The 20,842-nt window shown below is 36.2% G+C and carries 11 protein-coding genes; 10 read left to right on the plus strand and 1 reads right to left on the minus strand.

The window, feature by feature from the left end:
• The first annotated feature begins 12 nt into the window (after window positions 1-12).
• The 8 genes from PaeCFBP13512_RS18975 (at window position 13) to PaeCFBP13512_RS19005 (ending at window position 18,997) form a co-directional block, all read left to right on the plus strand.
• A complete protein-coding gene (locus PaeCFBP13512_RS18975) occupies window positions 13-2,856 on the plus strand; it encodes a hypothetical protein (protein WP_137225328.1) in 2,844 nt (947 codons plus the stop codon).
• A 53-nt stretch (window positions 2,857-2,909) separates the two neighbouring features.
• Window positions 2,910-3,620 (plus strand): hypothetical protein, encoded by a 711-nt coding sequence (locus tag PaeCFBP13512_RS18980; protein ID WP_137225330.1) that lies wholly within the window; start codon window positions 2,910-2,912, stop codon window positions 3,618-3,620.
• A 21-nt stretch (window positions 3,621-3,641) separates the two neighbouring features.
• On the plus strand, window positions 3,642-13,613 hold the full coding sequence (locus tag PaeCFBP13512_RS18985) for a calcium-binding protein (RefSeq protein ID WP_137225332.1): 9,972 nt from the start codon (window positions 3,642-3,644) through the stop codon (window positions 13,611-13,613).
• A gap of 295 nt (window positions 13,614-13,908) precedes the next feature.
• Window positions 13,909-14,076: a hypothetical protein gene (locus tag PaeCFBP13512_RS23280; protein ID WP_161594324.1), complete on the plus strand. Its 168-nt coding sequence runs from the start codon at window positions 13,909-13,911 to the stop codon at window positions 14,074-14,076.
• 127 nt (window positions 14,077-14,203) lie between these two features.
• Window positions 14,204-15,208 carry an MBL fold metallo-hydrolase gene (locus PaeCFBP13512_RS18990; RefSeq protein WP_137225334.1) on the plus strand — a complete coding sequence of 335 codons (1,005 nt, stop codon included), beginning with the start codon at window positions 14,204-14,206 and terminating at the stop codon, window positions 15,206-15,208.
• A gap of 304 nt (window positions 15,209-15,512) precedes the next feature.
• A complete protein-coding gene (locus PaeCFBP13512_RS18995; RefSeq protein ID WP_069325612.1) occupies window positions 15,513-17,138 on the plus strand; it encodes an ABC-F family ATP-binding cassette domain-containing protein in 1,626 nt (541 codons plus the stop codon).
• Between the two features lie 336 nt (window positions 17,139-17,474).
• Window positions 17,475-18,350: a cation diffusion facilitator family transporter gene (locus tag PaeCFBP13512_RS19000; protein WP_069325611.1), complete on the plus strand. Its 876-nt coding sequence runs from the start codon at window positions 17,475-17,477 to the stop codon at window positions 18,348-18,350.
• 50 nt (window positions 18,351-18,400) lie between these two features.
• Window positions 18,401-18,997 carry a hypothetical protein gene (locus PaeCFBP13512_RS19005; protein ID WP_137225336.1) on the plus strand — a complete coding sequence of 199 codons (597 nt, stop codon included), beginning with the start codon at window positions 18,401-18,403 and terminating at the stop codon, window positions 18,995-18,997.
• A gap of 129 nt (window positions 18,998-19,126) precedes the next feature.
• On the opposite strand, the gene PaeCFBP13512_RS19010 is transcribed toward PaeCFBP13512_RS19005, so the two are convergent.
• Complete coding sequence (locus tag PaeCFBP13512_RS19010) at window positions 19,127-19,291, minus strand: DUF1328 domain-containing protein (RefSeq protein WP_083243274.1); 165 nt, start codon at window positions 19,289-19,291, stop codon at window positions 19,127-19,129.
• 334 nt (window positions 19,292-19,625) lie between these two features.
• Between PaeCFBP13512_RS19010 and PaeCFBP13512_RS19015 the strand changes: the two genes are divergently transcribed.
• Entirely contained in the window at window positions 19,626-20,135 is a 510-nt protein-coding gene (locus PaeCFBP13512_RS19015) for a DUF948 domain-containing protein (protein WP_069325609.1), read from the plus strand.
• An 88-nt stretch (window positions 20,136-20,223) separates the two neighbouring features.
• Window positions 20,224-20,802 (plus strand): hypothetical protein, encoded by a 579-nt coding sequence (locus PaeCFBP13512_RS19020; protein ID WP_137225338.1) that lies wholly within the window; start codon window positions 20,224-20,226, stop codon window positions 20,800-20,802.
• The last annotated feature ends 40 nt before the right edge of the window (window positions 20,803-20,842 follow it).

Below are 20,842 nucleotides of genomic sequence, written 5' to 3' on the forward strand. Positions count from 1 at the left end.
GAGGGAATAAATATGAATATAAATAAAATAATGAAGTTGGTACTTATACTGCTTTTGTTATCCAGCAGTATACCTACCCTGCTTCCATCTGAAGCATATGCGTATTCAATCAAAACATCAAAAGCAATCGGTCAAATCAAAAGTAATGGAAATATACTTGAAATCATTGAACCCCATCTGGAAAAATGGGGTGATCAATCAGTTGTTTCATTCAAATTGAAATTGACCAATAACAGTAATCTAGACAGTAATCTGGCAAGATACAGTGTCAAAATCACAACAGCCCAGGGAGTCACATTACCATCAAAATTGCTTGATGAGAAAACAAAAACGATTATCACACCAAGATCGTCTACCGAAGTTGTTTACTATGGATTAATTAAAGGAAAAGCAACGTTGCCCAACATGAAATTTGAAATAACAGAATGGAATATAAAATACGATAATTTTAAAAAGAAGATAGGTACACTAAAAATTCCTGCTTCCTATCAAGAAACAACGCCTTTACATATTCAAAAGCTGGCGAATATGAACGGGATTGAAACCTTGCTCCATACAGGAAATGTATATTGGAGTAAAGAGTCGAAAAAAGATTATATAACTCTTGATTTTAATATATATAATCAAGATGATTCGACGGTGACAATGCCGGAATATAGCTACTTTTTGAAAACAGATTCGGGTTCGCGTTATAAATTAACAATCAGCAGTGATGAGCAAAACGTAAGTATTGATTCTAATGAAAATAAACAAGTTAAATTGTATACTGCAATACCTAAAGGCAAAATAGGTCAAAAAATGCAATTGGTTATAGCCAGTGAAATCAAAGAAGATGACAAGTCCATCTATGCTGTTGAGTATGTATTTAATATAGATTCACCCACCAACTGGCAAGAAATCGCAGTTTCAAAACAATTGCAAGAAAGCATTTTGTTGAATGATAGTTCTATTCAAGTAGATGCTACCGAGCCTTTATACGTCATGCGTAAAAATAGCCAGGATTCCATAGCTATGAAATTGCATTTAAAAAATGAAAATGATACATCAGTAAATCTACCAACTTTAACAGGTTTTTATGTAATCGGTTCAAAGCGTTATAAAGTAGACTTCAAAGTCAATGATGAGAAAACAAAAATCCTTCCTGGTGAAACATTAAATGTCGAGCTTGCAGGGGATGTACCTAAATTACAAGGGACTTATTCTTTTAAGGTTATACTGGCAGAGGTCTTATCAAGTGATGAAAAATCTCCAGTCTATTATCCTGTTACAGCATTCCACAAAGACGAGCAATCAACTACAGGATTGAATGCCTCAAATCTTAAAGGTGTTCAATATACCAAAGAAGATGGAACATCGTTATTGATTCAATTGCAAACCGTAAATGAATCAAAAAGTGGCAAAAAACAATTAATAAATGGAACATACTTAATCAAAAATACAAGCGATTTATCGTACACATTGCCAACGTATGCAACCAGTCTGGATATTCCTAGTATTGGCAGTTACAAAGGTGAGATTTTAACGAATGAACAAGTTGAACTGGATCCGCAGGCTACAACCACAATCAAATTCAGTATTTCAGTTCCTTCTCAATTGGAGATCAAAACCTCCTATATACAGCTAAAACAGAAAACATTCAGCAGTAAAGAAGAATTTGTAATTCCAATTGCACAATTTTCCTTGAATAATTTAGATGAAATCAAAGTGAGTCCATCATCTGTATTTGATCTCAAAACAGAACAAGGAGATTATCTTGGAAAAGTCAAAGGCACTTATCGTTTGCCGATGAGCGATAAAGACTTGCTAGTAACAGATGTAGAAATTACGAGTTCAGGAGAGGATTCATTAACCTTGCCTGAATTCAACGCTGTATATCGCGTCAATAAACAAACAAAGCTTGAAGCCAAAATTATAAATGCAAACAATGTTGTTTCACTAAATGAAGATACTTTATCGTATCAAATTATAGCAGAGGTTCCTTATTCATCGAAGATCAAACAAATTGATCTTTATCTGCAAGAAGCCGGAGACAGTGAAAAGGATATTGGTTTACAGATAGATGTCAGTAATATATTACCAATTGAGACATATGGTAAAGGAAAACCTTATCTAATCGAAACAACTGGCAATCAGTCAGAGGTAAAGTTTCAGCAAACGGTTGTATATTCAAGTGAAGATGAGGATCTAATCGAGATTCAAATGGTACAAAGAAATCAAGATAAAAGAAGTACCGCGTTAGGCAAACTAGTGGCGTATCTTGTGACTACAGACGATATTTACTATCCGCTTGAAATCAAAAGTCCGGATACGCGTGCTGCCTATCAAAGTAAAACATTGCTCTCTGCCACTTCTGTTCTGCCCAAAGGAGTTTTTAACAGCAATGTAAAAATAATTATTGGGCAAGCTGTATCTGATAATTCATTGATGACGAGTAGCGGAAGTGCTTCTGCTTATATAAAAGCAGCCACGTTTGCTATACCTGATACGGTAAATACAACGAATAGTACATCGAACAGCGATCTGCATATTGGCCCATACAAACTGGATATTAAGCGAATTTCAGCCAACATCACGTCTGGGGTAAGTGTTCAATACAGCGTTTATGCTGATCTAAGTAAAGGATTTGAGTTCAATCATGTTATTGATGACTACAGTGTAAAAATCGAACTTGTTAATGAACAGGGAGATACAACGGATTATGTATATAATATTGGAGCCAAACTTTCCGATAACGGTATTCCATTGGGAGAGAGTATAAAATCATTCTCTTCATCGAGTCTGATGAAGTATACAAAAGCAAGAATTTATGTGCGGCTGGGAGAATATGAGAGTTTGTTGACAACGATTAGTATTTGAATTATTTGCTGAGAAGGGAAGTGAGAATAATTGTGAGAAAAAGGATCTTTTTAATGGCTGCAATTTTTTGCTGTATTGCTCTTAGTGTAGTTGCATATCAGTTAATTCAAAATTTTCAGTTGAAAAAAGCTATACAAGAAACAGATCAATATTTAACAACAAAATATAAAGAAGAATTTACGGTTAAAACTATTAGAAAAGAATTTTTAATGCAAAAGTATTTTCTTACTGCATCAGCTGATGAAAAACCGTCTATTAAATTTAATGTTTCAAGAGGTATTCGCAGTACCGAGAATTATGAGGACACCTATTTAAGTTCTAAATGGTACACACAATCAGTAGAAATTATTCAACCAATTCTTGATGATTATATTAAATCACCAGGTTTTGCATTTATTATTAGAAGAAGTTACCTACTTGGAGAATACGGAAACATAACAGAAGATTTTGAAGAAGCACAAATCAAACACCCACAATTGTCTAAAGTAGATATTCAAATAGCTTATCTAGTAAACAAACAAGAAATTCCAAAATACAATCATTTAATAAATGAATTGGTAAGCGAATTAAAGAACAAAAAAATTAAAAGTTTGTCAATGAATATACATTTTTATGATAAAAAGTATTATGCAGACCTAAATAAATTTCAAAGAGAATTTGAGAAATTAGTTTTCCCATCATCTGTTTTAGACAATGAGAAAGGTTCAACATTGACTAGTAATACGATTATAAAAGAAAGACAAATATCATTTGGTGAAAACTAAATTATTTTAGGAGGAATTACAATGGCTAGTGATTTAGAATATTTAAAGCTTGCTCAGAATTGTTATGAGGACGAAGTTCCAGCGGTAGTTATTATTACAAAAAACTTTGAAAGTGAAGATAATACGAGGGGATGGATAGCGCTTAAACAAAAAGCAATTGGAAAAGGATTCTTTAGCCGTGCTTATGTCAATACGAAAAGCAAAGAAGTTATTTTTGCTTTTCGAGGTTCAAATAGTTTATCAGATTGGTCCTTAGAAAATACAGATTTGAGTTGGAATACGACCCAGGCTAAAGCAGCGAAAGAATGGGTCAAAGAAGTAATTAAACAAATGCCAGCAGATTATTTAGGATATAAATATAATTTTGCTGGACATTCGTTAGGTGGAAAAATTGCTCAACAAACCTTAGTTTCTGCTATTGAAGGCGATATTAGTGAAAATGGAAAATCTGTAATCCCTTTGAATCAAATCGGTAAGGCTGTAGTTTTTAATTCTGCTGGGGCTTGGAATGCAGATGGTGAACGCCCAATGTTTTCTCGAGCTAGAGAAGACTACCCTGTCTTTCACTACTCTACTTCAGGAGATGTACTAAATGGTAAGGATGCTAGTTTAGGAATACACTTTGGTAAGCATACAGTTTTACCTCATTCTTATACAAAAGGCGAAAAGTATTCAACTCAATCAATAGTAGGTCCTGTTTTTATTCATAATAATTTTAATTCATTTGGACATTATATGAATAAATCAGGAATATTCTCTAATGATGAAGTATATGGATATGACAATAATAATGATGTATTGAATGGTAGAAACACTTCGGAAATGATAATTGGATATGATGGTGATGACATTATATATGGTAACGATGGAGATGATCGAATACAAGGAAATGATGGATCAGACACAGTGTATGGTGGGAATGGAAATGATGAGATTACTGGAGCCGCGGACGATGATTTTCTTAATGGAGAAATAGGAGTAGATGTATTAAGCGGTGGATCTGGGAATGATCAAATGTCTGGTGGTGAAGGGGATGATGTACTGGATGGAGGTACTGGAGCTGATATTTTAGAGGGAGGACTAGGAAATGATACATATATTTTTCATAAGGGAGATGGTTTTGATACAATTGTTGAATATGGCAGAAACTTTAATGACACTTTAAAAATTTATGGATATACAATAAAAGAAGCCAGATTTAAATTTTTTGTGACTCCTATAAGTTCATCTGGTAAATATGGACTTAAGGGAATAAATATTATGATTTACTTCCCCAAAAAGCATGGCAATACTTACAAAAACATTGATAAAATTACAATTAAAAGCTGGGAGTTGAGTAACGGACAAGACAGACATGTTGAGCGGCTATTATTTATCAATAATGGAGAGATTGAATCATATGACTTTACAAATATTGCCTCTAATACATTTAAAAAGCCGTTTAAAACTACTATTATCACAGGTAGTAAAGCAGCAATAATGGATCCTCTAGTACTAGATCTAAACGGAGATGGTATTTCGACATCCTCAGTCGATGAAGGTATATATTTCGATTATGACGGTGATGGATTTTCCGAAAAAACAGGTTGGGTTAATAACGAAGATGGCTTGCTTGTACGTGACTTAAATGGTGACGGACAAATTAACAACGGAACCGAACTGTTTGGAGAGAGAACTAGACTACGAAATGGAAATCAAGCCACTACAGGTTTTGAAGCATTAATTGATCTTGATACTAACAGTGATGGTAATATCAATCAACAAGATGCAGCATTTAATGAACTTAAAATCTGGAAAGATATAGATTCAGATGGGGTTGTAGATGAGGGTGAATTATCCAGTCTAACCGAATCGGGCATTACTTCTTTAAGTCTTGATTATGGCGAAGCTATAGGTGATGAAAAAGATGCTGGTAACAAGGAGTTAAGGACATCTAATTATACATTGAGCAACAATACTAGTCAGCCCAAATTGGCAGAGTTTCAATTTGATCTGGATCTCTCGGATACAATTCCAGTCTCCTTGTTAAACGAAACAGAAGAAATTGAAATGTTGCCCGACATTGCAGGAATTGGAAATGTTCATTCGTTGCATCAAGCTATATTGAAAGATTCCAGCCTTCATTTGCAAGATTGGGTACAAGACTTCATTACTAATGACGATATTTCTGCTCGTGAACAACTTATTCAAAAAATTATTTATAAATGGACAGAAGTAGAAAATATAGATCCTACAAGTCGCGGACAAGGAATCGATGCCCAAAAACTTATTGCACTAGAGCGGTTTTATGGCATTAATTCCAAGGGAAATATTTCTTCGACTGCGAACGCTGCTGTCATTGAAGAAAACTACAAAGAAATAACGGAACATATTTATGCACAGCTTATGGCAAAATCTCATCTCAGTAATCTGTACAACCAAATCGATTTTAGCTGGGATAACACTACGGGAGCTTTACAGGCTGATTTGCAAATGGTACAAGACCAACTTGATGCAAGTAGTCAGTTAGTTACATTGGGTGAATTTATTAGAACGGTAAAAAACCTCTATAAGCCTGGAAGCATTGGCTTAGATAAATTTGTAGACTACTTCTCGCATAAGAGTATAGAAGAGGCTTTAATTGTTGAATCCAATTATCGAAAAGTCATGAATGGAACAGATAAAAACGACAATTTGAACGGAACAGATAAAGATGAAACGTTGCTAGGTGGATCGGGCGACGATATTTTGGATGGACAGGCAGGAAATAACGCCTTATTTGGAGGCGCAGGCAATGATATTTATCTTGTTCATAAAGGAAGCAATAGTAATAAAATTTATGAGAATGACAATGCAACTGTCAATATAGATATCGTACAGATCAATAACATGATCTCTCCCGATCAAGTAAGTTTAACCAAGCAGGAGAATGATTTGATTATTCAAATTAAGGGAGAGACTGGTAGTACTTCAATAGTTAACTATTTTAAGAATAATACCAATACTATTGAAAAGATTGTTTTTGGTAACGGTAAAGTATGGGATACAGCATATGTTGCCAGTCTGTTTAATACCGCTATATTAGGTACAGAATCTGATGATACACTCTATGGTACTGACAACGGAGATGAAATTAAAGGTTTTGCGGGTGATGATACATTAAATGGAGGCATAGGGAATGATTGGCTCGATGGAGGCGCAGGCAATGATTTTCTTTATGGCAGTGCTGGTAACGATACTTTAATCGGTGGAAAAGGAAATGATACTCTTGGAGCTGGAAGCGGACAGAATACGATTGATGGTGGTAATGGAAACGATGTTATTATTTTGGAATCTTCCAGCCATAATACGATTCGTTTTGGATATGGATATGGAACCGATTATATTTGGTTTAGTGAAAATACTGAAAATATAATAGAGTTCTCAGATGAAATAACTATAAGCGATGTAAAATTAATCAACGACGATAATTTGGTGATTTCACTCAATTCCAATGATAAGCTGATAATTTCAAACTATTTCGCTAAAGATAAACAATTTAATTATTCACTTAAATTTCATGATGGTTCAATTTGGAATTCTTCAGATATTACGAATCGAGCTTATAAAGAAGTTCCTTATTCGAATACAAAATTTTTTGAAGGTTCCAATGAGAATGATCAGTTAAATGGAACAGATAATAATGACTTATTGTATGGAAATGAAGGTGATGATTGGATATTAGGTAAAGCTGGTGATGATCGCCTTATTGGCGGTGCCGGAAACGATATTTTGGATGGTGGTATCGGAAACGACATATTATATGGAAATTCAAATGATTTGTCTGACAATTCTAAAAGGTATAACGGTGCAGATACCTACATATTTGGTCGAGGATATGGTGAAGATACTATTTATGATTATGATGGGTCTGACTATACCGATACTCTTAAATTAATGTTGAATCCTGATGAAGTTGAAATTTTAAAACAATTTGGCGATTTGGTTTTTCGAATCAAAGATACAAAAGAGCAAATTAGTGTGCAAAATTATTTCATCGAATCCAATAATTATCAAGGATCTATTGAAAAGGTTGTTTTTCTTGATGGAACCGTTTGGAATCAAACTAATTTAAAAAATCATTTAATTCAAGAAGGAAGTAATTCCGGCGATTATTTAATAGGTGTTACTGGTAGTCAAAACTATTTGTATGGTTATAGTAATGACGACATTTTGTTAGGCGATAACAAAGATGATCATCTGTATGGTGGATCTGGCAATGATAGATTATATGGTAAAGCCGGCAATGATACATTGGATGGGGGATCCGGGAACGACAAAATATATGGAGATTATACAGATGAAGGTCTCGGTTCAGGAGAAGATACGTATGTATTCGGTCGTGGGTATGGTCAAGATCAAATATATGATTACGATGCAACTTCATTTGTCGATACCATCAAAATGTTAGTAAACTCTTCTGAAGCTGAAGTGTTAAAAAGTTATGACGATTTAATTCTTAGAATCAAAGACACTGAAGACCAAATTAGTATACCGGAATATTTTTCTTCTTCTAAAATAGGAAATACAGTATACCAAAATACTATTGAGCGTGTTACTTTTGTAGACGGAATTATTTGGAATCGAGAAAGTCTCATGAAACATTTAAATGTATTTGGAGATTCTGAGAACAATAGTTTACAAGGTGGTATTCAAGCTCAAAATTATATTTATGGTTACAATGGTAACGATATTTTGAAGGGTCAAGAGAAAAATGATGAGTTGTCCGGTGGTTCTGGAGATGACACATTATATGGTTACGCTGGAGATGATGTATTAGATGGTGGATCTGGCAACGATAAATTATTTGGAAATGGTTCTTTAAAAGAAGGTAATGAGGGTGGAGCGGATACATATGTATTCGGTCGAGGCTACGGACAGGACATTATTTACGATTATGATAACGTTCGTTATATGGATACTTTGAAGCTGTTAGTTGATCCGGAAGATATTGAAATCATACAGCAAAAAGGAGATTTGATTTTTAGAATTTTAGATACAGGAGATCAAATTAGCTTATCTGGTTATTTTTATCCATACACATTCGAAGGAGTTTACTATCAGAATGCAGTAGAAAAAATAACTTTCATAGATGGAACGATATGGAATCAAGAAGATTTACTTTCTCAAGTTATTACTACATGGGGAACCTATATGGACGATACTATATCCGGAGTCGATCAAATCAATAACACTATTCGAGGACTAAATGGAAACGATCTATTGAGTGGAAAAAAAGGTAATGATACTTTATTTGGTAACTCTGGGAATGATATTTTGCTAGGTGAAGACGGAAATGATCAAATGTATGGCGGAGCTGATAATGACTTTCTATATGGCGGATCCGGGAATGATATATTAGATGGCGGATCTGGGAATGATAATCTGTACGGTAATTTAGAAGGTTTGGGTGCTTACGATAGTAAGTATGCAGGTTCTGATACGTATGTATTTGGTAGAGGATACGGTAAAGATATTATTTTTGATAATGATGCCGATATTGATACTATTCAAATGCTAGTGAATCCGGAAGATATCGAAGTATTAGATAGTATGAACGGCATAGCTCTTCGAATCAAGAATACAAATGACCAAATTGAAATTGGGAATTATTTCAGTTTGGACTCATCACAGCGTAATATTATTGAAAGAGTAATATTTATAGATGGTACAGTCTGGGATCAGAATGAAATTGAGCGACAAGTGATTATTTTAGGAACATCTGAAAATGATGAATTATACGGTTACGCAGGCGATGATAAAATATACGGTCAGCAAGGAAATGATAGTCTGATTGGAAATTCCGGTGCAGATAAGTTGTATGGCGGAGCTGATAATGACTCTCTGTATGGTGGATTGGGAGATGATATTCTGGATGGTGGATCAGGTAATGATACTCTAATAGGTGGAAATGGAAATGACACCTATATTTTTGCTAGAGGTTATGGGAAAGATGTGATATCCGAATCGGATGATGATCCAGCTAAGACAGACACCATAAAATTATCTGTAAATCCTGCTGATATTGAATTGACGCGTGAAACAGATAATCTAATAATTCATATAAAAGATACTGAAGATATATTGCATATTTCCTCTTACTTTACTAAAGATAAGTATTCTCATAAAATTGAACGAATTGTTTTTGCAAATGGGACTATATGGAATCAAAATCAAATTGAGTCTGCGGTTAATTATGATGTGTTATTATTTGGCGGAAATGCGAACGATAAAATTGACGGCGGAATAGGTAATGATTATCTTTATGGAGGTAATGGAAATGATAGATTATCTGGAAATAGTGGCAAAGATAATCTTAGCGGAGAAAGTGGAGATGATATTTTAGAAGGAGGAGCAGACGACGATATTCTGGATGGCGGAATAGGCAATGATTATCTTTATGGTGGTTCTGGAAATGATACGTATATTTTTGCCCGTGGCTATGGTAATGATACTATATTCGAATCAGGCGATTCTACAGGTAAGATTGATACTGTAAAACTGTTTGTCAATCCTTCAGATATTGAAGTTTCGCGCAATTCAAATGATCTTGTCATTACTATAAAAGACACTAAGGATATATTACGTATTGATTCTTATTTTATAGAGGATCAGTACTCACATAAAATTGACCAGATCATTTTTGCTGATGGTACTATATGGAATCAAAGCCAGATTGAGTTTCCCCCAAAAAATGATGATGTATTACAAGGAACGGAAGGTAATGATGTTCTGGATGGCGGATTGGGAAATGATCAATTGTATGGAGGATCAGGCGATGATATTTTAGCTGGAGAGAACGGTTCTGATTGGCTTGATGGAGGTGCAGGGACTGATCAATTATATGGTGGATCTGGAAGTGATACTTACATTTTTGGTAGAGGTTATGGACAGGATCTGATTTTTGAAAATGATAAGCAGCTAGGTGATATAGATACTCTGAAAATATTGGCGAATGCTTCCGATATTGAGGTGTTTCAAAAATATGGTGATCTCATTATCCAAATAAAAGATACAGCGGATCAGATTAACATTCGTTCTTACTTTGAGCAAAATGAACAGGGTGTATATATACACAAGATTGAACGCATTATATTTGAAGATGGAACTAATTGGGATCAATCCAAGTTAGAGGAACATGTCGTTACTCGTGGAACACAGGATGATGATTATTTGTATGGTATTGAAGGATTCAATGATCATATATATGGCTTATCTGGAAATGATCAATTATTTGGAAATAGCGGCGATGACATATTGGATGGAGGTGCTGGAGATGACAGATTATATGGTGATCAAGGCAGTGACACGTATATCTTTGGAAAGGGTTATGGACATGATGTGATTGTTGAAGGAAATAGCCAGCCAGCAGATATTGATACAATCAACATGTTGGTAAATCCTGATGAAATTGAAGTGTTTCAGAAAGAATACGACTTAATTTTGAAAATCAAAGGCACTGATGATCAGTTATCAATTGGCTGGTATTTTGGTCAAAATTGGGATGGAACGTATCAAGGCAAGATAGAGAAGGTTGTTTTTGCCGATGGAACAGTTTGGAATCAAAAACAACTGGAAGAAAAAAGTATTATTCAGGGAACCAATGACGCGGATACATTACGTGCAATAAATGATTTGAATAACCAGATGTTTGGATTGGAAGGTGCAGATGGGCTGTATGGTAGTATTGGCAATGATGCATTGTATGGTGGTCACGGCAATGATTTGCTTGATGGAGGTGTCGGAAATGATCGTCTTTATGGCGGCGATGGCGATGACACTTACATATTTGCTAGAGGATATGGTCAAGATACAATCTTTGAATCTGATTCTTCTACAAACAAATTAAATATAATCAAATTGTCTTTGCAGACGACTGACATTGATTTAATTAGAGAATCAAATGATCTCATCATTCAAATTAAAGATACTTTCGATACATTACGAATAGATTCTTATTTCAAAGAAACTGATAATACTTTATATAAGCATCCGATTGATCAGATCGTATTTGAAGATGGGACAGTATGGGACTGGAATCAAATTCAAGAGTTAATCAAAATCGACGATGTACTTGTTGGTGGAGATGGAGATGATATTCTTAATGGAAAAGCGGGCGCTGATCAGTTTTATGGTGGGAATGGCAATGATACTTTGATTGGAGGTCTGGATCACGATATCCTATATGGTCAAAACGGTGCCGATATTTTGGATGGAGGCTCTGGAGACGATGAAATATATGGTGGTCAGGGTAGTGATACGTATATTTTCGGTAAAGGATATGGTCAAGATTTTATTTATGATGGAAGTAATCAATCAGATGATATTGATACCGTTCAATTATTGATTAATCCTTCTGAACTTGAAATTTTACAAGATAATGGTAGTCTTATTCTTAAAATCAAAGGAACGAATGATCAATTAACTATTGGTTCTTATTTTTATCAAAATGATCAATGGATCTATCAAAACAAAATAGAAAGATTGACCTTTGCTGATGGAACTGTTTGGGATCAAGTCAAATTAGAAGAAAATATTACTACTCAAGGAACAAGTGAAGCGGATATTTTGTACGGTAGAGGAGACCTCAACAACTGGATATATGGTTTTGGAGGAAATGATCAATTGTATGGAAATGTCGGTCAAGATATATTGGATGGCGGAGTTGGTTCAGATCAGCTATATGGCGGAGCTAATAAAGATACGTATGTATTTGGCAGAGGATATGGCCAAGATCTTCTATTCGAAAGCAATAGCGATGGGAAAGCTGTAGATACGTTGCAACTGCTTGTAAAGCCAGAAGAGATTGAAGTTTTATATGATAACGGCAGTCTTACTGTACACATTAAAGATTCCTCGGACTGGATTAAAGTGGGATCGTATTTCAATTCGGATGCTAATGGTCAATATCTTCATAAAATTGAAAAAGTTAATTTTTCTGATGGTACGGTCTGGAATCAGGCTCAACTTGAGCAAAAAGTCATTACACGTGGAAGTGATAATGACGATTATCTGTACGCCCGTAGCGGTTTAGATAATAATATTGAAGGAATGGCTGGCAACGATTATATTTACGGAAGCTTGAATAGCGATAGACTCGATGGTGGCGCTGGAAATGATCAACTGTATGGTAATCGTGGAAGTGACACTTATGTATTCGGCAGAGGATATGGTCAAGATTTAATTTATGATGGTAACAGTCTTGCAGAAGATATAGATACGATTCGAATTTTAGCTGATCCGGATGAAATTGAAGTGCTTCAAGATAATGGTAGTCTTGTATTCCGCTTCAAAGATGCAACTGATCAAATTAAAGTAGGTTCGTACTTTGATCAAGACACAGAAGGTAAATATGCTTATCAAATAGAACAGGTAGTATTCGAAAATGGTATAATTTGGGATAAACAAAAAATCGAGGAGCATGTTATTACTCGTGGAACCAATCTCGGAGAAATATTGTATGGTCGAAACGAATTGAATGACTATATGTACGGTTTGGAAGGCAATGACCAATTGTTCGGAAATGCAGGCAATGACAGAATAGATGGTGGACTCGGTGATGATCAGCTGTATGGAGGATCAGGTAATGACACCTATATTTTCTCTTATAATTCAGGACATGATACTATTTTTGAAAGTGATTCGATAACCGGAAATAAAGACATTGTAGAGTTGGATGTTAATTACTCGGATATTTTCTTAGCAAGTCAATCAGACAATCTTCAATTAGAATTGTATAAAAGTGAAGATCGCTTGACTATTTCGGGATGGGATACTATAGAAGCATTGCAAGTAGAAGAGTTTGTTAGTAAAGATGGTTATGTATTAAGAAATACGCAAGTTTCTCAATTAATTGATGCTATGGCTTCTTTCTCCAAAGAAAGTGGAATGAGCTGGTCACAGGCCATCGATGAAAAACAACCGCAAGCATTAAATATTCTAGCTCAGTATTGGAGTCCGAATAAAAATAATTAATTTGATTTTAAACAGCCGGGCTACTTAAAAGCCCGTTTGTTTAATCATTATAGAAGAATATATTTTTTAACCTATCCTAGTGAAAATAATAACTTAGTAATATTTCCAACGGCATTGCTAGCAAAATATTGAACATCATAGGTAGAAAATATGCTCCCCAAAAATATGTAGATAAGTTGCGGAATGTTCCAGCGAAAAGAGGTTCCCTTCAAAAATTAGTCACAAACTGAAATAGTATAAGCTACATATCTCTACTATCTAGCATTGCATTATACAGGAAAAAAATACTAAAATTATGAATTTATTAAATTATGGAAAAAGGGTATACAGTGTAATTTCTAGCGGAGTACCTAGCGATATGATTACTCACGATCTTATTCGGGATATCTATGGAGTAGAAGTGCTTGTACGGCATGATGCTGAAGCAGGATTACATCTCATTCCGATAGGTGTAGGTTTGTAAAAGAATCGTTCTCTGATGCGCTTATTTCGTCTATTCTATCTATTACTGAACAGACGTAGATTGATACGCTTTTTTGAAAATAGGGTAATAATGGAAGAAGAAAAGCGTTGAGGAGAGTGAGTAGCACATGCCGAAAATTCGTTATAACAATATGGATAATATAAGTACAGATAAGACGCTTAAGCAATTACGGCAATGGCGTGAAGAACGACGACTCAAAAATAAAGATCATTCTTATATCGTTCCTAATCAACCCCCTGAGATCGATTATTTACATAATAATCGTGAAGATGCTTCGATTACATGGGTAGGGCATTCAACCTTTTTTATCCAATATGAAGGATTGAATATCGTCACAGATCCGGTATGGGCAAGCCGAATGGGTTTTCAAAAAAGGATAGGACAGCCGGGCATCCCGATTGTAGATGTGCCTCCTATTGATGTTATTCTACTGTCTCATGCTCATTACGATCATATGCATATCAGTTCGATTCGTCAGCTTTACCGTAGTTCGACGATTATTATTGTTCCCCAAGGACTCAAAGCCAAAATGAAACGTAAAGGATTTGCACGTTGTCATGAAATGCAGTGGTGGGAAACATTCAAAGTAGGCGATATCCATATTACTTTTGTGCCTACTCAACACTGGAGTCGGCGTACCTTATTAGATACCAACACATCACATTGGGGCGGTTATATTATCGAACCTGTTCATCATCCTGTTACGTTACAAGAGGTAGAACATCCAACAGATCATTCCACTGAAGAAAAAGTACCACCAACGATCTATTTTGCTGGAGATAGCGGTTATTTCCCGGGCTTCACTGAAATTGGTAAACGATACAAGATTCATATCACGTTGATGCCGATTGGAGCGTATGAACCGGAATGGTTTATGAGTTCGCAACATACCACTCCTGAAGAAGCGCTTCGCGCCTTTTGCGACGTGAATGCAGAGACGATGATTCCGATGCACTATGGTACATTCCGCCTTGCTGACGATACTGCCCGTGAAGCATTGGATCGCTTAGAAGCGGAACGCCAACGTCTTGAGATTGCTGAAGAGCGTATTCGTGTTCTAGCTCACGGTGAGACTTTAATCGTTCATGGGAATGCTGATAGTACTAAATGATACATGGATCTATTTCAATACGCTAAATCTACACATTCAACCGTTTAACGTACCCAAAGTTAAACGGTTTTTTACTTTGCTAGATCGCAACTTATCTTTACTTGATATTTCAAATCATATATCCAATCCCAAAATGTTGATCATATTTTTTTCCAGTTTCCTCAATACTGCTGTTCGATTAGATGGTGTTGTGTGGTATACTATTGCCATCGGCAATTTTATGAAAACAGCGATGCTTATTTTCATGAAGGTCAACATGTTCTACAACAAATACTTCACTAACGATAAGGATGGTAATGAATACATGATCAATACAACAGGTGTCACGCTTCGCTATGGTAAGCGCGCGCTTTTTGAAGATGTAAATATCAAGTTCACGCCGGGTAACTGCTATGGTCTAATCGGTGCGAATGGTGCAGGTAAGTCTACATTTTTAAAAATTCTTTCTGGTGAGATTGAGCCTAACCAAGGCGAAATCCATATTACACCGGGCGAACGTTTAGCTATTCTAAAACAGAACCAATCTGAGTATGATGAATTTCCGGTGCTAGAGACTGTAATGATGGGTCACAAGCGTCTGTACGATATTATGAAAGAAAAAGATGCATTGTATGCCAAAGCTGATTTCACAGATGAAGATGGTATGCGTGCAGGCGAATTGGAAGCTGAATTCGCTGAAATGAACGGTTGGGAAGCAGAATCTGAAGCAGCAGAAATGCTAAACGGTCTGGATATCAACACTGAAATGCAATCCAAATTAATGAAAGAGCTTGGCGGTAACGAGAAAGTTCGCGTATTGCTGGCGCAAGCATTGTTCGGTCATCCGAATATCCTGTTACTGGATGAGCCTACCAACCATTTGGATATCGAATCGATTCACTGGTTAGAAAATTTCTTGGCCGATTATGATGGTACTGTTATCGTAGTCAGTCATGATCGTCACTTCTTGAATACTGTATGTACGCATATTGCCGATATCGACTTTGGTAAAATCCAAATGTATGTAGGTAACTATGACTTCTGGTACGAATCCAGTCAGCTTGCGCTACAATTGGGTCGTGAACAGAATAAGAAAAAAGAAGACAAAGTTAAAGAACTACAAGCCTTTATTTTGCGCTTTAGTGCGAACAAATCGAAGTCCAAACAAGCGACTTCTCGTAAAAAAATGCTTGATAAAATCACTTTGGATGATATTCGTCCATCGAACCGTAAATATCCATTTATCAACTTCAAAGGTGAACGTGAAGCAGGTAAACAGTTATTGTTAGTTGACGGTTTGACGAAATCAATCGATGGTGAAAAAATCATCGACAACTTGACTTTCACTGTAAACAAAGGTGATAAAATTGCTTTGGTAGGTCCAAACGGATTGCCAAAAACAACATTATTCCAATTGTTAATGGGCGAAATCGAGCCAGATGCTGGTACATTCCAATGGGGAATTACAACGTCTCAAGCGTATTTCCCGAATGATAACTCATCTTACTTTGATGGTGTAGAAGATTCACTTGTAGACTGGTTGCGTCAGTATTCTAAAGATCCAGACGAATCTTTCCTACGTGGATTCTTAGGACGTATGTTGTTCTCAGGCGACGAAGCGCTTAAAAAAGCAAACGTCTTGTCTGGAGGAGAAAAAGTACGTTGTATGCTATCTCGTATGATGTTGATGGGCGGTAACGTTCTACTATTAGACGAGCCTACCAATCACTTGGACTTGGAATCTATTACAGCATTGAACAATGGTTTGACTGATTTTGATGGTACGATTATGCTTACTTCTCATGACCATCAGTTTATCCAAACGATTGCAAATCGTATTATTGAGATCACACCAACAGGTCTGATTGATCGTATGATGAGCTATGATGAATATTTGGAAAATAAAGAAGTTAAAGAAATGCGCGAACGCATGTATCCAGTACAAGTGTAAATATAAGATTAGAGTGAAACAGCGGCTCTTTACGGAGAGCCGTTTTTTATTTGTGCCCAGAGCAGAATGATTTCGCAAAGGTAGATAAAGATGCGAAATGATTCGGCTTATTTTTCCTGTGGGCAAAAATGTTGGACAATCATTACAAGGTTTCGTTAGTCATACAACATTTGCTTGGTCTCACAACGTTTGATCTAACCTACAACGTTTCTCTAGACCCACTATACATTCATTTGATAAGATGAACGGACGCTCATTGTGGCTAGCTAGGTAAAATTTGTGATCAGTGTAATCTCAGCATTTTCAAATGCTTACTTTTATAGCAGGGGGAACAAAATGGTTGATGTATATCAGAATATTAAAGCAGGGGAACGCGGAGCATGGGTTAGCATTATCAGTTATCTCATCTTATCCTCTTTCAAATTGACCATTGGCTATCTTTTTCTATCCAGCGCACTCAAAGCAGATGGTCTTAACAATTTAACTGATATTGTAGCTTCATTAGCTGTACTGATCGGGCTGAAGATTTCGAGAAAACCGCCTGATTCTGATCATGCGTATGGACATTTTCGTGCAGAAACAGTAGCCGCGCTGATCGCTTCATTTATTATGGCGATGGTTGGAGTGCAGGTGTTAGTAGATGGAGTACAATCTTTATTTGCAGGTCGGGAAGAATCCCCTGCATTATGGACAGCAGGAGTCGCTGTACTATGTGCTGTAGTGATGTATTTTGTGTATCGTTACAATATCAAGCTTTCCCGGCAGACAGGCAGTCAAGCGCTCAAAGCGGCGGCTAAAGACAATCTATCCGATGCTCTGGTCAGTATAGGAGCAGCAGTAGGAATTATTGGGTCACAATTTGGGATGCCGTGGTTAGATATTGTGGCTGCTCTGGCAGTAGGATTGATTATTTGCAAAACGGCATGGGAAATTCTAAGTGAATCGATGCACCGTTTAACAGATGGCTTTGATGAAAAAGAATTGCCCGGTTTACGTCAAACGATTGAATCAATCGACGGGGTAGAACATATCAAAGATATCAAAGCTCGTGTAAATGGAAGTCAGACGTTGCTTGATGTCGTTATTGAGGTACAACCGGACTTGACCATTATTGAAAGTCATGATATTACCGATGAAATTGAAGCCAAAATGGAACAGGTTCATAATATTCGCTATGTTCATGTTCATGTGGAACCCAAAAATATAAAATAAGTATATCCTACCAGAATCACACCATTATATTGGATAAAGGGGTAGCTTATATGTCCGTTACACGTTCTAAAGCGGTTCTTATCCGTTTGTGGATCATTTGCACATTAAGTGGAATTATAGCATTACTAATCATTGGAGCAGGAACGTTATACTGGATTGCGGCACCTGAGCGTCCATTGAATTTGGAGTATACGGATGTAGATACCACAGCCAAAATCATCAGTATGGTCGAAACAAAAAAGCTAGAAACCACTATTTCACAAGATGAATTCAATCAATTGGCAAAGCAAGAATTGCTAGATCGCCAACATGAATTTCCTTTGGGACTCAAACTGACCGGTGCACAATTTACATTGCATAACCAGAACGTCACTGCTGATCTAAGAGGGACATATTGGGGAATTCCTTTTGGAGCCTTGCTAGACTTTCATATCAAACGTGAAGAAAATCGCTTAGTTCTAGATCATCAAGCCACTCATGTTCGACATGGAGATTTTAGTGGAGCTTGGATCGAACCGATTACCATATCATTGACCAAATACTTCCCAGCTATCGTCAATGTGAATCAAATGGAATTTGCACAAGATCATATTCAAGTATCATTCAAGTTAAACTTGCTGAGTCTGCCCAAGTTATTACTGCGATAATCGCTACGGGCACTTACATATAAGGTATACAGAATATAGTTTGGATAAAAGATAAAAAAACGCTTATCTCTCTAGGAGATAAGCGTTTTTTGGTACATCATCGTATTCAGTTAAGCCTCTACAATGATGTTAGAAGCTTCGTTTTCTGCCTGTGAACAAGCTGATCACGAACAATACCAAGAAAATAAAGAACAACACTTTAGCAATAGAAGCAGCAGCTTCAACAATTCCGAAGAATCCGAAAATACCTGCTACTAATGCGATGATAAGTAAGATAACGGACCATTTCAACATAAGTAATCACCATTCCTTTTCAAATATTAAGTATAATAAAATAACGATTTAAATAAATCGTAAGACGACGTCCATTGAGTATATATGTATGTTTACTCTGAGATGACTCAATGTTGTGATGTCGTTGGTAGTTGTATCTTAACCGACAAACTTTAGCTTGAAACAATTTACATTGTTTAAGCAATCGTATCTTGATGCTCATAACGCTCTCATGTTTCGGTGGTAAAACTGAGGGGTAGTTATTGAGTAACATCTTGAAATGTTGACAGATACTATTTTTACCAGAACACCTTGTAACACCAAATCATATTGAGAAGAAAAGAGAGGGAATGCCATGATTATTGAAATTAGTGTAGCCGTTATCGCATTAGCATTTGTAGCACTCGTTATTTTCCTTATTAAAGTGCTTCAATCTGCTGCAAAATCGTTAGACAATGTATCTTCTACTTTGGTAGACGTACAAAAAACAATTGAGGAATTAACGTATGAAGTGAAACAAACGATTCGTAACGTTAATGATATTACAGTCGATGTAGAGCACAAGTTAAAACAAGTTGATCCGTTAATGGAAACTGTTAAAAACTTGGGTGAAATCTTAAACGATGTAACTTTATCTTCAAAAGACTTGTCTTTACGAGTGATCGAGAAAGTTAAACATATTGGTGAAAGTAAACCGAAGCCGGTTGCTTCTAATCCAACAGGTGTCAACAATAAAGCGACTGCTTCTACACCGCAACAACGTACATTGCAGTCATACTCAGCTACATATAGCCACGCAAATGCTACCAACTGGATGAAATGGGTAGATACAGCGGCTACTGTATGGCAAAGATACCGTAAATAAATCACATCCAGACACGTTGACAGATAATAATTAAGGTATAACCACTAAACATGTATCAAGAGTTTATACCGTAAGAAAGGGTGAGACGATGATTACTCTCATGATGTTACTTGCTGGAATATTGTCCCCTTACTCCGGTTCTGCTCAAGTATCCGATGCTACTCCAGTACAGGCAGTTACAACTGTACAATCTGCTGATTACGAAGCAACACCAGTATTTCATACTGAAGTAGCAACACCTAAGTTAACAGCTTCGACTGCGGTGTATTCAACGACTGACTCTGTTTATGACGAACAATATAGCCAGTTGAATGGAATTTCTTTGGCAGATACTAGAGAAGATGTTCTGCGAATCAAAGGAAAACCATCCCATATTGTTGAAAATGAGTTAGGCGATCAAGAATATCAATATCAAGATGTAAATATTGGTTTTCAAGATCAGTGGATCACTTATATCAGCGTGCCAGCCAAAGTCGGCACAATCACACTGGATGGTCAGAAGATAACGCTAGGTAGAGACGAAATCAGAAAAGCACTGGGCAAGCCTGACTTTTCAGCGGAAGATGGAGAAGGTTATACCAATGGATTATCTGCTCTTAAAGTGTTCACGGATTCGCAAACAGGCGCTCTTCGTAGCGTAGATATATTTGATGCAACTTCGGAATAAGTACTTGTTTGTATGTTTCATTTGATGTTCAGTAAGGTTA

This window comes from Paenibacillus sp. CFBP13512 (assembly GCF_005233705.1).
GTDB lineage: Bacteria > Bacillota > Bacilli > Paenibacillales > Paenibacillaceae > Saccharibacillus > Saccharibacillus nuruki.